The sequence below is a fragment of the Betaproteobacteria bacterium genome (assembly GCA_016720925.1).
Taxonomy (GTDB): Bacteria; Pseudomonadota; Gammaproteobacteria; order Burkholderiales; family Usitatibacteraceae; genus UKL13-2.
This window is the reverse complement of sequence record JADKJR010000009.1, coordinates 41,203-55,557: the sequence shown is the minus strand read 5'-3', so window position 1 is coordinate 55,557 and position 14,355 is coordinate 41,203. Positions and strand designations below refer to the sequence as shown.

Here is a 14,355-nt window from a genome sequence, read left to right as displayed (position 1 = left end):
AAGGAGCCTTTCACATTCTGTCCCAATTTGGCTGTTTCGACAGAAGTCTGCGACCAGACGAAGCCACTTCAAACAGCTGACTTTGAAGGTTGCCATGTGATGTTCGACAAAAAACTTACTTCATGCTGCCCGATCGACTTCATTACCACGCTCACTCAAATCTGCACCGAGTAACCGCCATCCACCGCGATCGCGGTGCCAGTAATGAAATCCGCGGCAGTGCTGGCGAGAAAAACGGCGACTCCTTCGAAATCTACAATCTCGCCCCAGCGTCCGGCCGGCGTGCGTGCGATCACGCGATCATTTAATTCGCCGCCGGGTACTCTTGCGTCGTGGGTCATGGGCGTATCGATCCAGCCGGGCAGCACGGCATTGACCTGGATGCGGTCTGCCGCCCACGCGGTGGCCAATGAACGGGTCAATTGCAGTACGGCGCCCTTGCTCGCGCTGTAGGCGGCTGCATGCGCCACGCCGAACAGGGATACGAGCGACGCGACGTTGATGATCTTGCCGCCGCCTGCCGCGCACAGATGGGGATAGGCGGCCCTCGCGCAAAGGAAGGGGCCGGTGGAATTGGTATCCATCACTGCCTGCCACTCGGCGAGCTGCGTGTCTTGCGGGGGTTTTCTCAGGAAGGTGCCGGCATTGTTGACCAGGATGTCGAGACGCCCACATCGGCTGGCGACCTCGGCGAATAACGCGGCGACCGAATCTTCGTTGCTGACGTCCGCCGAAACCGCGAAGGCATCGGAGCCGATCGCGCGCAGCGCGTCGACCGCCTGCGCGGACTTCGCGGCGTCGCGTGCGGCGATCACCACCCGCGCGCCCGCACGCGCCAGTCCGCGCGCCATGCCGAAACCGATGCCGCCGTTGCCACCGGTGACCACGGCCACTTTGCCGGTCAGATCAAACATTCCGTTCATGGCTGTTTCACTCCATCGATGAATGTGTGTTCGCCGGGGCCGACGCGGTGCGTGCCAGTCGAAGTACCGGACGTAGCGGACGTGCCGGGGCAGTGAACCTCGGCTTCGCAGCCGGCGGGGACTGTGACCCTTAGCGTGACATGCTCGCCTCGCCGTTGCCATGCCACGCTCACGCCGCCGTGGGGCGTCGGATAGATACCGCGCGCAAACTCGAGGTCCGCAATCTGCGGGGCAACCCGAATTCGCTTGAAACCCGGCGCGACGGGCGCGACGCCCAACGCATGCGCCGAAAGCTGATATACCGCGCTGGCGGAAAAGGCGTGGCAGAGACTCGCCGCCGGATCGAAACTTTCCCAGAGGGTTTCGGTGCCGGTATCGAGCATCGGCCGAAAATGATCACTGAGCGATCGCAGGGCGAGATCGAAGCGCCCGGCCTTGCCAAGCGCGGCATGCAGGAAGTGGCCGAAATACGTGTTGGCCTGAACCACATCTTCATTGAGATTGAGCGTCTCGCCATGCGGCACGACCGGTGGCGCCGCCGTGATCTTGACACGCGCCGGGTCCATGATGCGGGCAATCATTCGTGGCCATCGGCTGGCAGGCGCGATGTCCCACAGGATCATGGCCACGTTCGCATGTTGCGACACTTTTGGCTGCTGTTTGCCGGTGGTCGGGTCCGCCATGTCCACGTAAACGCCGCGCACCTCGTCCCAGAGCCGATCGTTGATGGCCTGACCAATGCCATCCGCGAGCGCGGCATAGCGCGTGCCGGCGCGATCATAGCCAAGGCTCTGTGCCAGCGCAGCGGCAGACCGCAGCGCGCCGACAAACATCGCATTGACGATTGCCGCCTCGCCGTCGCGCCCGACATGCGCCCACTCGATGAAATGCCAGTACGGTAAATCCGCCAAGAGCGTCTTCGGCCCGACCTGCCGTTCAAACCAGGCGAGTGTACGCTGCATGGCCGGAAACACACTCTCCACCAGATCGATATCGCCGGTGTGCATGAAGTATTGATGCACAGCGAATACCCAGTGCAGATTGAAATCGGGAATGATGATGCCGTTGGTGTAGTGATCCCCCGGGGCGAACATCTGCATCAACCCATCGGGGCGCTGGCCCTCGGTCGCCTGGATAATCGACTGGCGATCAATCGCCTGCGTGCTCGTGCCGAACGCGGCGGCATTGATCAAATAGTGAACATACGCATCGCCCAACCATTGTCGCTTTTCGCGGCTCGGACAATCCTCGAATGCATCGTGCGTGCATTCGAGCGTGGTATATCGTCCCACCTGCCACAAGTGATTCAGCACGTCGCTGGAACATTCGAAGGCCCCCTGGTTCTCGACCGGGTAGTGAAAGTAGATTGAGCCCACATGCCGAATGCGGATGCCGCGCGGCGCGTTTCGAACCACGAGCTGCAGGTATTTGACGGCGGTCCACTCGAATTTCTGGAACCGTTGCATGCCGGGCCGCGCAACGTAGCGAAACAGGTGCGCGCAATCGAGATACGTCTCGCGTGACACACGCGGTCGCCCGGGCCGCGCGAGGCCATATTCACCCGGTATCGTCTCGGACACAGCGAGCTCGATGATTTCCCCGCCGGACGCATCGAGTTCGATGAACGGGAAACCGCAGTGACGTTGGTCGAACGCAATCAGCAATGAGACATCGCAACCCTCGCGCGTGCGAATCGTTGTCATGCGTTCGTCGTCGGCAAGCAATGCCTCGGCATCCAAAACGAACCCTTCCGGCAGATCGATCAATGGTTCGTCGAACAGCCGGCGATCGATCGGCAATTGCGATTGCGGCAGCACACCATAAGCGCCCAGGATCTTGACTGGCGACACCGGCGTTTCGAGCATGTGCGGAATCTCACGCGCGACCAGCGTGGGAAAAGGCTTTACCGGGCCCCAGCCTTTCGATAAGTCGTCGGCCGTGCAGTTCGAACGTTGGACAATGCAGTGTTGCCATGCCTCATCATCGAAATCGGTGTCGAACCAGCCGACCGGCATCTCGTTGGCATCGAAGTCTTCAATGAAATCCTGCCCCCAGCCGCTGCGTGGTGTGTCGCGTCGCCAGGCGGTGCCTTCGCGCCAACGCCAGTCGGCGCCCGACCGCACCGCGATGTCTTCGTGTTCGCCCTCACAGCGAATTTGCGCATCGAAATAAAGCGCGCCATCACCGTGAACGGTTTGCCAGACATCCTTGGCCGTTTCGTACCAGGCCATGTCCGCACCGTACACATGCACCAGCATTGCGACGGCATTACGGCCGGGCTGCAAGGCTTGCGCGATATCGTAATTGTCGACCCGCTGAAACGCGGGGGAAGACCGGCATGGCCCGCGACCGATGAATTTGCCGTTGACGTACAGGAGATAGCGGCCATCTACCGTGACATTGACGTCTGCTTTGCAGGCAACGGAGGGCAGGTCGAAGCGATGCCGAAACAGCACCCAACGATTTACACCGGTGTCGCGCCGCACTGCGCCTTCGCTGATCAGCGATCGAAACGTGACGGTCGCATCGGCGGGCTGGTCGCTAGTCCAGATGAATGGCGCGCGGAGGTACATTTGGAATCCTCTTGTTCATCATCGGTGTGTTCGGCTAATACACCAAACCCTAGTACTGGTGCGGCGTTCCCGCTAATAATGGCCGCTATAGCGCGCTGGCGCTAGAGTTTAGTCGTTAACGATTCAAGCTTTCGAGGCATCGTCATGGCAGGCAAAAACCCCAGTAGCGCACCGAGCAGACCAAACACCGGCGCCGTCCACATCAAGCCATGCCGCAGTGCGGCGGCGTCACCGAGCGAGGCGGTCATTGAATCGCTGATCATCCCAGCGATGACCGGGCCAACCGCCGAGCCGAGGACATTGGTGGCGATGAGGAAGACGACGGTGGAAACACTGCGCATTTCGCCCGGCATGAGGGTGATCGACAAGCCGAGGATCGGTGGCACGCGCGCGATGGTCAATCCAAATGCGATCGCCCCCGCTGCGAGCGAAACCGCTTTCGATACATCCGAGCAGGCGACGATCATCGCCGGCACCGACAGCAGACAAAAGATGGCAGGCAAGTTCGCCATCCAGCGGTCATTGCCGGTGCGGCGCACCACGAAAGGGCAGAAGAATCCGCTAGCCAGCGAAGTCGCAAACATGATGATGCCAAGGCCGGTACCGGCAATGAGGCCTAGCTCGGTGTAACTGATACCGAACGTACGAATGATGCTGACCGGATACCACGCCACGAAGGCGTATATGCCGAATCCGTAAACGCCGTGCGCAAGCAGAAGCAGGCAGAACGTTCGATTGGCGATCATTGTGCGAAACGTATGCCGGACGGAAATTTGCCCGTCGCGGATTTTGGTTGTGTCGCCGCCTGGTGCTGCCAGACGCACCGCCTCACGCATTGGTTCACGCAGCGTGAAACGCACCAGCACCGCCAGCAATAGCCCCACCACGCCAAATACGATCACGGCCACGCGCCACCCGTGGCGATCGATGAGCAGGCCCATGATCGGCGAACCAATAATGCCGGCGGCGGGCAGCGCGGAATTGAAGATGCCAATGGCCTGCGTGCGTTTCTCCAGCGGAAAATAATCGCCAATCAACGACACCGCGGCGGGCACGCAACCCGATTCACCCGCGCCGACACCGGCGCGGGCCAATACCATTTGCACGAATGTTCCTGCCGCTCCGCAGGCGGCCGCCATGATCGACCAGATGCCGATAGACCAGGCGAGAATCACATTGCGCTGCCCGCGATCCAGCCAGCGCGCGACCGGAATCCCGAAGGCCACGTATGCGACCACGAATGCGGCCCCCGTGACCACGCCGACTTCGGTATCCGAAAAATGCAAATCAACCTTGATCGCCTGCACCGCCATGCCGAACGAAAAGCGGTCGATGTTCGCGATAATATGGACCAGCCAGAGGATGAAGAGGGCGTAATAGGCGCGTCCGGCAGAAATCGGCGCACGTGCGGTTGCCGCATCAGCCGCATCCGCCGATAACGCACCGTCTTGCCCGGCAAGCGGGTTTGAATTCATTTGATCGACTCGACTGTGGACGCAAACGACGCAAACATCTCAAGGTCGATGGCGTCGCCCATCGCCCTGAAAGCGACCATGTTGGGATGCAAGTGGTCGCCCGTGTCGAAATCGGCTCGCAACCGGCTCGGGTCGCGTGGGTCGTGCAATACGCGGTCAAAATCAATGAGGCCATCAAACGCCGCCGCGTTGCGTATCCAGTCATTCACTGCCTGGCGCACCAGTTCCTTTTCGTCGAGGAAATAGAAGGCATCGCGAAACGGTGGCAGCGTCGCGCCGATCACCTTGATGCCTTGTTCGTGGGCGCGTTCGATGATTTGCCGGTAGCCCGCAATCAACTCGTCGGCGCTGACGTTCGGGTAGGTGAGTCCATCGATCGTCCTGCCGCCAATCCCAATGTCATTGAGGCCTTCCAGCACAATCATGTGGCTGACGCCGGGGATCGCAAATACATCCCGGTCAAGGCGGGCCAATGCGTGGATGCCAATGAAGTTCTTGAGCAGACAATTACCGCCGATGCCGGCATTGACGACGCTGTACGCCGTGATCTCCTTACCCGGTGGCACGCTGGCCTTTTCATCCGCGGCGGCGCGGGTATTGAGTCGCTGCGCAAGAATATCCGGCCAGCCCCGAAAAGCGAAGGGCATGCAGCCTGTTGCGTCGGTGCTGCCATCGGTAATGGAATCGCCCAACGTGACAACGGTCCGCGTGGGCCGCAATGGGACGATGGTAACGGCCGACACGATCGGTCGCACATTGATTGATGTCGCATCGGGCCAGTCGGTCGACATCACGTTATCCTGGCCGGCACTTAAGGCCGCCTTGTGCGTGTCGCCGCCCTGGGCAGCCATGAACGGCTGCGGCAAGTACAAACTGACAATGAGGTCGCCATGATGCGCGACTTGCAGATCGATCGGATCACTGACGATAACCGCGCCGGGGAGAATGCGCGCGGTCGGCAGGCAGCTGAAACTCACGCGTGCGACCGTCCCCTTCTGGATGCAGGCGGCGGTTTCGCACGCAAGGCCGATGCTTGCCCCACCGATCATCAGGGCCCGGTCGCCCGCTTCGTTGGATAGCCGCAGACGCAATCGTGATCCGCCGGCGCTGACCCGCAGACGATAGCGAATGGTTCCCTGGATCGGGAAAGGCGCGGGAATGAACTCGACCGGAATGAAGTAGGTGGGCGCCGCAGGGCTGGCACACCAAGTACCGACACTTGATTCTATTGGCTGGTTTTCATTCAAGGCGTGCCTCGCTTATCGGCGGACTGCCCGCCCAACATGCTCAGCGCGTTGCCGTGGGGCAGAAAACGCTGCGCTGATCGACTTTGCTCATTCATGCAGCATTTTGAGCTGAAATTGACAAATAGCGCAAATTTGCCTGTATTCTTGAGGAATTCCACCAAAGAGAAAAAGGAGAAAGGCATGAAACAGGTTTTAGCTACGTTCCTGGCCTCGCTATGCGTTCTGGCCGCGCAATCGTTGTTTGCCGCGCCCTCCACGACCATCGAGTTCCTCAATTCTGGCAAAGTGCTGCCGACCACCCTGCCATTCTCAGAGGCGGTACGGGTTGGCAATACGATCTACCTTTCCGGCCAGATTGGCGTCGCGCCTGGAACGTTGAAACTTGTGCCGGGCGGCATCAAGGCCGAAGCCAAGCAAACGATGGAAAACATCAAGACCACCCTCGAATCGCACGGCTACGCGATGAGCAATATCGTCAAATGTACGGTCATGCTGGCCGACATGGCCGAATGGGGCACGTTCAATGATATCTACCGAACCTATTTCGCTAACCGATTTCCGGCGCGAAGTGCCTTTGGCGCTAACGGACTTGCCCTGGGCGGGCGGCTTGAAGTCGAATGCATCGCAGCCGTGGATAAATAGGCCGCGCGCGGCGTTTCTCTGTGCAGGCAGTCACGCTAGCCAGCATCTCAATTACTGACCTATCCAACAACGGCGAAAAATCATGACCAATTTGCGCGCAATCGTTATCCCGGGCGTCATCGTGGCGCTGCAGGCGTGTTCACATATGCCGGCGCACCCGCCCGAAAAAAATGCGGCACCGATCAAGGTGTCCTACGTTTCATTTCAGACCCTCGACCCCGCCAAACCCCTGGCGGAGGCGGCCGTCCTGCGCGAGCCGATCAATGCGCCGCGTCCGATGCCGGCGGTGGTGATTGTGCATGGCTCCTCGGGCATCGATAGTCGCGGCATTTCCTACGCAATGGAACTCAATAACGCCGGCATTGCGACGTTGGAGATCGATATGTGGACGGCGCGTGGCATTGCCAGCCCGGCAGACCGGCCCAAGGGCGTCCCGCTGACTTTGCCGGATGCATATGGCGCCTTCAAGTTGCTCGCTGCGAATCCCGCGATCGACGCGAAACGGATCGGCATCACCGGATTCAGCTGGGGCGGCGTGGTTTCGATGCTCACCGCGACCAAGCCCTACAGCGAGAAATACCTGGGCAAGGACTTGAAGTTCGCCGCACATGCGCCGAATTATCCGGTTTGCTGGGTCTATAACCGCGTGCCGGGCTATGAGTTCAAGGAATTTACCGGCGCGCCAGTCCTGTTGCAGGCGGGTGAAATGGATACGTATGACGTGCCGGAAACCTGCCCCGCGCTGGTGAAATCGCTCGGTGAACCGGCAAGCCGACTCATCACCTTGAAGCTCTATCCCAACGCCGGTCACGGCTGGGAGCGGACCGAGCCGGCGATAACGATCGAGGATCCGTTCTCGCATCTCGGCAAAGGCGGCAAGGTATTGATGGCGGAAAACAAAGCGGTCGCTGCGACGTCTCGCGCGGCAACCGTTGCATTTTTCGTTGTTCATTTGCGATCGGACCTTGTCCATAATTTGATTAAACCCCAGCATTGGCGCGCCTTCCAGGCTAAAAGAAGTCTGAAAGGCGCGCAAATGCTGGGGTTTAAGTACGTTGTGTACCATCAAGTGCGCATGAAACCGCTCTCGCCGCCATGCAGGCCATCAATAGAAAATTTCCAATAGAGGATAAATTGAACCCACTTTTCCAGCGGTCTCCTTCTCACGCGTTTTTCTATATCGCCATCGCCGCCATTGTTGCCATCGCAGCAGGTTGTGCCACGACCATCACTGGCGCCGACAAGACGGTTCAAATCCAGCGAACAAAGCACGGTATCGCGCATATCACCGCACGTGATTACGAGGGTATCGCGTACGGGATTGCCTACGCGCATGCGCAGGACAACGTTTGTCAGACGGCGGATCAGTTGGTGACCGTGCGCGGCGAGCGCTCAAAGTTCTTTGGCGCTGGTGCGCGTGGATTGCTGGGGCTGCGCCAGCTGCCAAATGAGCAGATCGATTTCTTTATTCGTTTTCACATGGATGACGCAATACTGCTGGCGGCCAATCGCACCGCCAGCGCCAATGCCCAAGCGGCGGCGCGCGGTTACGTTGCAGGCTTCAATCGTTATCTTGGGGACACCGGAACAAGCGGATTGCCGCTTGCATGCCGCGGCGCCGCATGGGTCCGGCCGATGAGCGAAGGCGATTTTCATCGCTTGCAGGAGCTGACGATGATTCAGATCGGCAGCGGCTTTCTGGCCGATGCACTGCTGGCCGCGCAGCCGCCCTCCACAACCATTGCGACGGCGGCAACATCCAATGGGGACATGTCTCCTCCTGCGGATAAGTCTCTGACAGATGCCAATCCGGTGGATGAAGATGTCATGCTGGGTTCCAACGGCTGGGCCTTCGGCAAGGACGCCACACCCAATGGGCGCGGATTGTTGCTTGGCAATCCACATTTCCCCTGGGCGGGGACCAACCGTTTCTGGCAAATGCACCTCGTCATACCCGGTGAGCTCGATGTGATGGGCGCGTCCATCGGCCACGCCGGTTTCGTGCTGATCGGTTTCAACAAAGACGTTGCGTGGACGCATACCGTGTCGACCGGGAAGCGGATTACGCTGCATGAGTTGACGCTTGATCCAAAAGATCCGACCGCCTACCTTGTCGATGGCGTATCAAGAAAAATGGGTCGCAGAATGATCGAAATCGAAACGCTGGGCGCGGATGGCAAGCCTGCCAGGAAAACGCAGACGATGTGGACCTCCGTCTGGGGACCGATCCTGGTGATGCCGCGCCGGGGACTGACATGGAGTAACACGACCGCCTACGCGATCAAGGACGCCAATGCGTCCAACGTCCGTTCCGCAGATACTTGGATCGCGATGAATAAGGCACGCAGCGTTGAGGAATTGCGCGCGGCACTTGGCAATTCCGGCATTCCCTGGGTGAACACCATCGCCGCGGACCGGCACGGACAAGTCATGTATGCCGATTTGTCCGTTGTCCCGGACATCACCGATGAACAGTTGCAGCGCTGCGTGCCATCCAAGGCGGCGGCCGCATTGTTCGCCTCAGCGGATATCGTGGTCCTCGATGGCTCGCGAAGCAGTTGCGACTGGCACCGCGATCCTGCCGCGCCGGTGCCGGGATTGATCCCTCCCAATCGCATGCCGGTCATGATCCGGAATGACTGGGTGCAGAACAGCAACGACAGCTATTGGCTCAGCAATCCCGCTGTCATGATCCCGAATATTTCGCCCATGGTGGGCCAGATCAATATCCCGCAGCGGCTAAGAACCCGAAGCGGCATCGAGGAAATCCGTGCGCGACTTTCAGGCAAGGATGGTTTAAGCGGCGACAAGATCGGCCCCGCTGAAGTGCAGGCCGTGCTTTTCCGCAATCGCAACAAGGCGGCACAACTGGTGGTCAGCGATCTTCTGTCCACATGCACAAACACGAACGACGGCGACATGAAAGAGGGTTGCGCGGCCTTGCAAGGCTGGGATCATAACAACAACGTCGATTCGCGCGGCGCGCCGCTGTTCAAGGAGTTCTGGCGCGTTGCCAGCGAGATCCCCAATGTCTGGCGCGTTCCGTTCAACGCGGTCGATCCGGTCAACACGCCAGCCGGCCTGAATCTCGGCGACAACGTGGTGCGCGAGAAGGTGATTGATGCATTTGTGAAATCGGTTCAAGCCATGAAGAAAGCGGGCTTCAAGCCTGATGCCACGCTGGGCACGGTGCAATACCGGAACACAAGTGTTGGCGGCCGAATCGAGATCCACGGCGGCGCAGAATTCGAGGGCGTGTTGAACAAGGTTGGCATGTTCGGCCCGGCGGCGGTAACCGAACACGGTTTCATTGTGGATTTCGGCGCGAGCTATCTGCAAACCGTTACCTTTAATGATCGCGGTCCGCTTGCGCAGGGCCTGCTCACTTATGGCCAGAGCAGCGACCCCGCTTCGCCATACGCCTACGATCAGTTGCCGGCATTTTCGCGCAAGCAGTGGCTCGATTTGCCTTTTCATCCGCGCGATATTGATGCGCAAGCGGTCGGGCCGGCATTGCAGCTTCGTCGCTGACCCGAGACGGGGCGAACACCGGTCACACACGATGCACGCAAGCATCAACGGCACGGAACTCTACGTTGAACGTCATGGCAACGGCATCCCGATACTGGTCATGCACGGTGGATTGGGGCTGGATCACACCTATTTCCGGCCATGGCTGGATCACCTAGGTGACTGCGCCGAATTGATTTATTACGATCATCGAGGCAACGGTCGTTCAGCAAGAACGGCGTCGTTGTCCGCGGTCGACCACGCAACGTTCGCGGCGGATGCCGAGCAACTGCGCGCGCGCCTGGGCCTCGATCGCTTCATTCTGCTGGGTCATTCCTACGGGGGTTTCCTGGCGCAGGAATATGCATTGCGATATGGTGGTGAGGGCAGCGCTCTCGCCGGGTTGGTACTTTGCTCGACCGCACCGGCGCTGGACTACGCGCCGGTCACGATGGCCAACGCGTTGGCGCGTGGCAAGCCGGATGAACTGGCGGCGCTCGGCGAAGCCTTCGGCCGTGCGATGGAAAGCGATGAGGACTTGCGCGCAGTCTGGATGCGACTCCTTCCGCTTTATTTCAAACAATATGATGAGCAGATTGGCCGGGCTGTCGATCAGGCAACGATCTACAGCGCGGCGGCATGGAACCACGCCAACGCGAATTGTCTGCCGACGTTTAGTACCGTCGCGAGGCTCGCGGAGATCACGGTGCCGACATTGGTGCTTGGCGGCAGTGACGACTGGATTACACCCCCCGAACAGGGACGACGTTTGCAAGCCTCGATCGCGGACGCGGAATTAGCGATGTTCGAACAGAGCGGACACTTTCCGTTCATCGAAGAGCCCGACAAATTCATCGCGACGGTAAGCGGTTGGCTGGGGCGCTTGAGCGCCGCTGACTGCGGGTAGCCGCATGACCCTCCCGGATTCCGTCCAACAATGAAAAACGGCGCGGTGCCTCGACCCACTTCAGGTCGGGGTACCGCGCCGCCGATTTCAGCTGGCGACTATTCGCGGCCTAGAAGTTGTACTTCGCCTCGACGCCGTACATACGCGGTACGCCGCGGGTAACGAAATTATTTCCGAGGAAATCGCGGCCCGAGGCAATGACGTAGTCCTTATTCGTCAAGTTGCGGCCCCACAGGCTGGCCGTCCACTTGGCATTGTCTGGCGAAAAGGCCAGGCGCATGTTGACGAGGTCGCGCGCGGATGACTTCGGCAATCCCGCACCCTGGAAGGTGCTATCGCGATGGCTGAGATCGGCGAACAGGTCGATCCTGCCACCCAGGGCTGGCACGGGCATGCTGTAGTCGGCGTTGAAGGCTACGGTCAGTTTCGGTGTGTCGGGTACCTCCTGGCCCGTGAAGTCCACACCGAGTCCACCCGCATTCGGGAAGCTTTTGTATTTGGTGCTTAACACGCCAACATTGCCACCGATGCTGAAATTCTGCGTGACGCGCACGCGGGCACTGGCTTCCAGTCCTTCCGACTTGACCTTGGCCGCGTTTTTCAGCTGGAGGATCGCCGTGCCATTTGCCAGCGGCACGAAGAAGAAGGTTTGATAATTGTCGAACTCGCTGGTAAAGGCGGCGAGATCATATTGCATCCGTCCGCCAAGGAGTTTTCCCTTTACGCCCACTTCATAGCTTTTGACCGTCTCGGTATTGAAATTGAGTCCATCCGCCACTTGCGCCGCCCGGACGAAATCCGCGTTCCAGCCGCCACCCTTGAAACCGGTGGAGTATTTCGTATAAAGGTTCATGTCCTTGCTCACCGCAAACGTCGCGCCCACTGTCCCGGTCAGCTTGTTTTCGGACCGACTATCTCGATAGTCCACGAGCGTGGCGATGCCAATCGCGGCGGCGCCATTGAGGTTGTAGAGGAAATCCTTCTTTTCGCTGGTATGGCGTGCGCCGAGATTAAGCGTGAGCGCGCGGGTGATATCGTAGTCAAGGGCGCCGAAAACCGCGGTCGTCTTGGTGTTGATTGCTCCGGCATTGGTACCAACCAATCCGGTGGGCAAGCGAATCAGCCCTGCATCGGGGCCGCTGAATGCCTTGCGCAGGGTATCGGCATCCTCCTTCGAATAGTAGAGACCGGCAACGTAACGCGCACTGCCCTTGTTGTCGGAAACGAGGCGGACTTCCTGCGATGTCTGCGTGAAGTCGTCAACGTACTGGATCCGGAAAATGTCCTGCGGGTTATAGTCCGTGTCGTTGGTGCGATCCTGGTGTGTGTCCCGGAAGCCGGTGATGGACGTCAACGTTCCGCCATTGTCCAGCGCATAGTTCATGGTCATGCTGGCGCCCGATAGCTGGGCATTGGTATAGGGCGTCGTATTGAAATTGACCTGGCGGTTCGGCAACGGGCCCGCCGGAAGCGGCCGATCACTGAAGCTGGTGACTGGCTCGCCGAGAACGATGTTTTGTTTGGTATCCGAATAGTCACCGAAAAGGCTGATCTTGAGTTTGTTGGTGGCGTCGATGACGAGTTGCGCTCGGGACGTCACGCGCCTCAAGTCGTCGAGCTTTTGCCCATTAAAGAGATTGGTCGAGTATCCATCCCGTTTCTCGGTGGCAATCGAAAACTTGCCAAGCACCTTGTCGGCAACCGCGCCGGAAAATGTGGCATAACCTTCCGCTGCGCCGTAATTGCCTACGACCGCACGCAACGAGCCTTCGAAATCTTTCGTAGGCGCGCGGGAAGTGATGTTGACGGCGCCGGCCACGGTGTTTCGGCCAAACAGATGGCCCTGCGGTCCGCGCAGCACTTCGACCTGCTCGATATCGAAAAGCGGCTGGTTGATGGCTTGCGCCTGGCCAAGATAAATGCCGTCCAGATAAACGCCCACGCGCGTGTCAAAGCCGATATTGCGGCCGCCGCCGCCGACGCCGCGCACGCTGATTTGAGGTGTGCCCGGCAGCGGAGCGGCCTCGAAATTCGGCACCGATTGGTTCAGATCAAACAGCGTTTTGATCCGCGATTTTTCGAGCGCCTCTTCACCGATCACCGTCATGGAAATCGGCACATCCTGGAGCGACTGGGCGCGCTTTTGCGCGGTCACGGTAACGGTATCGAGCACGGCGGGATCATCGGACTTTGCCGCCGCGGTGCCGGACTGCTGTGCAAATGCCGTTCCAAGTGTGCTTGCGACAGCGAGTGCGAGAAGCGAATACCCCATGTTGCGTTGTTTCGTCGTTACCTTCATCTATTTCTCCTCGTTGTATTAATTTTGTAAGGCCGTCGCGTGCTCGTCTGCGCGGCATTCTTGAATCACTTCATTCACCCAATCCTGGTCAGGCCATTTATGTTGCCGAAACGCAATAACCTCGCGCGCGCGCCAAAATGAGCGCGCGATAGGGTATTAAGGAAACTCGCATGTAACGTCACCGGGAAACTGTTCTTCACGGAAGCCAACCTCCAGCGCATTCTTATTGTGTCGGATACAACGGGTGTCGGCCAAACCCGCTGCCCGCCGGGTGGCTGCTACCACAAAAGGCTACCATCACTTCAATCATTAATCAACAATATCGATAAGTTTCGAGCGACTTGCGTCTTTTCGCGGTCACGACGGCGTCCGAAACAACGAAGGCTGATTCAAGTGATGGAGACAAAGAGCAAACCTCTCACTGATCTTTACTCTGAATCATCCCTTGAATAGCAATCCCCGGGCTGACAATGTGGGTTCGCCTCGATTTCGGCTGCGCTGAGCGTCAGCTGTCTTCACCGACGAGAATAGCCAGCCTAGGCCCTGAAGTGCCTAGATCATTCACGTGATTAGTCAAGTTAGATCATTTTCAATCAAATGCTGAGTGATTGCTAATCGGCCGGGTTTTGGGCGATCGTCGTGTCCACGGCTGCAAGCATGCAGATTCGCGCCGCCCCCGCAACCCGCGTGTAAAGAACAACCACGAACGGCCCGGCAGCAACCGCCGCATGCACCAAACCCTTGCAAGCGATACTATGGTTTGCACCAGAACCATTGGA

General features: G+C 59.2%; 9 protein-coding genes. 4 read left to right on the top strand and 5 right to left on the bottom strand.

Translation table 11 applies throughout. The features are described 5' to 3' along the window. Positions 1-155: 155 nt before the first annotated feature. The 4 genes from IPP88_14320 to IPP88_14305 form a co-directional block, all read right to left on the bottom strand. Positions 156-923, bottom strand: coding sequence for a glucose 1-dehydrogenase (locus IPP88_14320; GenBank protein ID MBL0123839.1), 768 nt, complete (start codon positions 921-923; stop codon positions 156-158). Further along, entirely contained in the window at positions 920-3,496 is a 2,577-nt protein-coding gene (locus IPP88_14315; protein MBL0123838.1) for an alpha-L-rhamnosidase N-terminal domain-containing protein, read from the bottom strand. The genes IPP88_14320 and IPP88_14315 overlap by 4 nt, the downstream gene beginning before the upstream one ends. A 101-nt stretch (positions 3,497-3,597) precedes the next feature. Further along, positions 3,598-4,971 carry an MFS transporter gene (locus IPP88_14310; protein ID MBL0123837.1) on the bottom strand — a complete coding sequence of 458 codons (1,374 nt, stop codon included), beginning with the start codon at positions 4,969-4,971 and terminating at the stop codon, positions 3,598-3,600. Then, positions 4,968-6,218, bottom strand: a complete 1,251-nt coding sequence (locus IPP88_14305; protein ID MBL0123836.1) for an SGNH/GDSL hydrolase family protein — start codon at positions 6,216-6,218, stop codon at positions 4,968-4,970. The genes IPP88_14310 and IPP88_14305 overlap by 4 nt, the downstream gene beginning before the upstream one ends. A 180-nt stretch (positions 6,219-6,398) precedes the next feature. Between IPP88_14305 and IPP88_14300 the strand changes: the two genes are divergently transcribed. The 4 genes from IPP88_14300 (at position 6,399) to IPP88_14285 (ending at position 11,277) form a co-directional block, all read left to right on the top strand. Continuing rightward, the gene (locus IPP88_14300; GenBank protein ID MBL0123835.1) at positions 6,399-6,860 is read left to right on the top strand and encodes a RidA family protein; all 462 of its coding nucleotides are present in this window, start codon (positions 6,399-6,401) and stop codon (positions 6,858-6,860) included. Between the two features lie 82 nt (positions 6,861-6,942). Beyond that, on the top strand, positions 6,943-7,986 hold the full coding sequence (locus IPP88_14295) for a dienelactone hydrolase family protein (GenBank protein MBL0123834.1): 1,044 nt from the start codon (positions 6,943-6,945) through the stop codon (positions 7,984-7,986). After that, a complete protein-coding gene (locus tag IPP88_14290) occupies positions 7,956-10,391 on the top strand; it encodes an acylase (protein ID MBL0123833.1) in 2,436 nt (811 codons plus the stop codon). Before IPP88_14295 ends, IPP88_14290 begins: the two co-directional genes overlap by 31 nt. Positions 10,392-10,422: 31 nt before the next feature. Then, complete coding sequence (locus IPP88_14285) at positions 10,423-11,277, top strand: alpha/beta fold hydrolase (protein MBL0123832.1); 855 nt, start codon at positions 10,423-10,425, stop codon at positions 11,275-11,277. Positions 11,278-11,386: 109 nt separating this feature from the next. On the opposite strand, the gene IPP88_14280 is transcribed toward IPP88_14285, so the two are convergent. Next, positions 11,387-13,576 (bottom strand): TonB-dependent receptor, encoded by a 2,190-nt coding sequence (locus IPP88_14280; protein MBL0123831.1) that lies wholly within the window; start codon positions 13,574-13,576, stop codon positions 11,387-11,389. Positions 13,577-14,355: the final 779 nt, after the last annotated feature.

Excerpts from the sequence above, each read along its gene's own strand:
- IPP88_14320 (MBL0123839.1), bottom strand. The coding sequence starts at position 923 with ATGAACGGAATGTTTGATCTGACCGGCAAAGTGGCCGTGGTCACCGGT.
- IPP88_14315 (MBL0123838.1), bottom strand. The coding sequence starts at position 3,496 with ATGTACCTCCGCGCGCCATTCATCTGGACTAGCGACCAGCCCGCCGAT.
- IPP88_14310 (MBL0123837.1), bottom strand. The coding sequence starts at position 4,971 with ATGAATTCAAACCCGCTTGCCGGGCAAGACGGTGCGTTATCGGCGGAT.
- IPP88_14300 (MBL0123835.1), top strand. The coding sequence starts at position 6,399 with ATGAAACAGGTTTTAGCTACGTTCCTGGCCTCGCTATGCGTTCTGGCC.
- IPP88_14295 (MBL0123834.1), top strand. The coding sequence starts at position 6,943 with ATGACCAATTTGCGCGCAATCGTTATCCCGGGCGTCATCGTGGCGCTG.
- IPP88_14290 (MBL0123833.1), top strand. The coding sequence starts at position 7,956 with ATGCAGGCCATCAATAGAAAATTTCCAATAGAGGATAAATTGAACCCA.
- IPP88_14285 (MBL0123832.1), top strand. The coding sequence starts at position 10,423 with ATGCACGCAAGCATCAACGGCACGGAACTCTACGTTGAACGTCATGGC.
- IPP88_14280 (MBL0123831.1), bottom strand. The coding sequence starts at position 13,576 with ATGAAGGTAACGACGAAACAACGCAACATGGGGTATTCGCTTCTCGCA.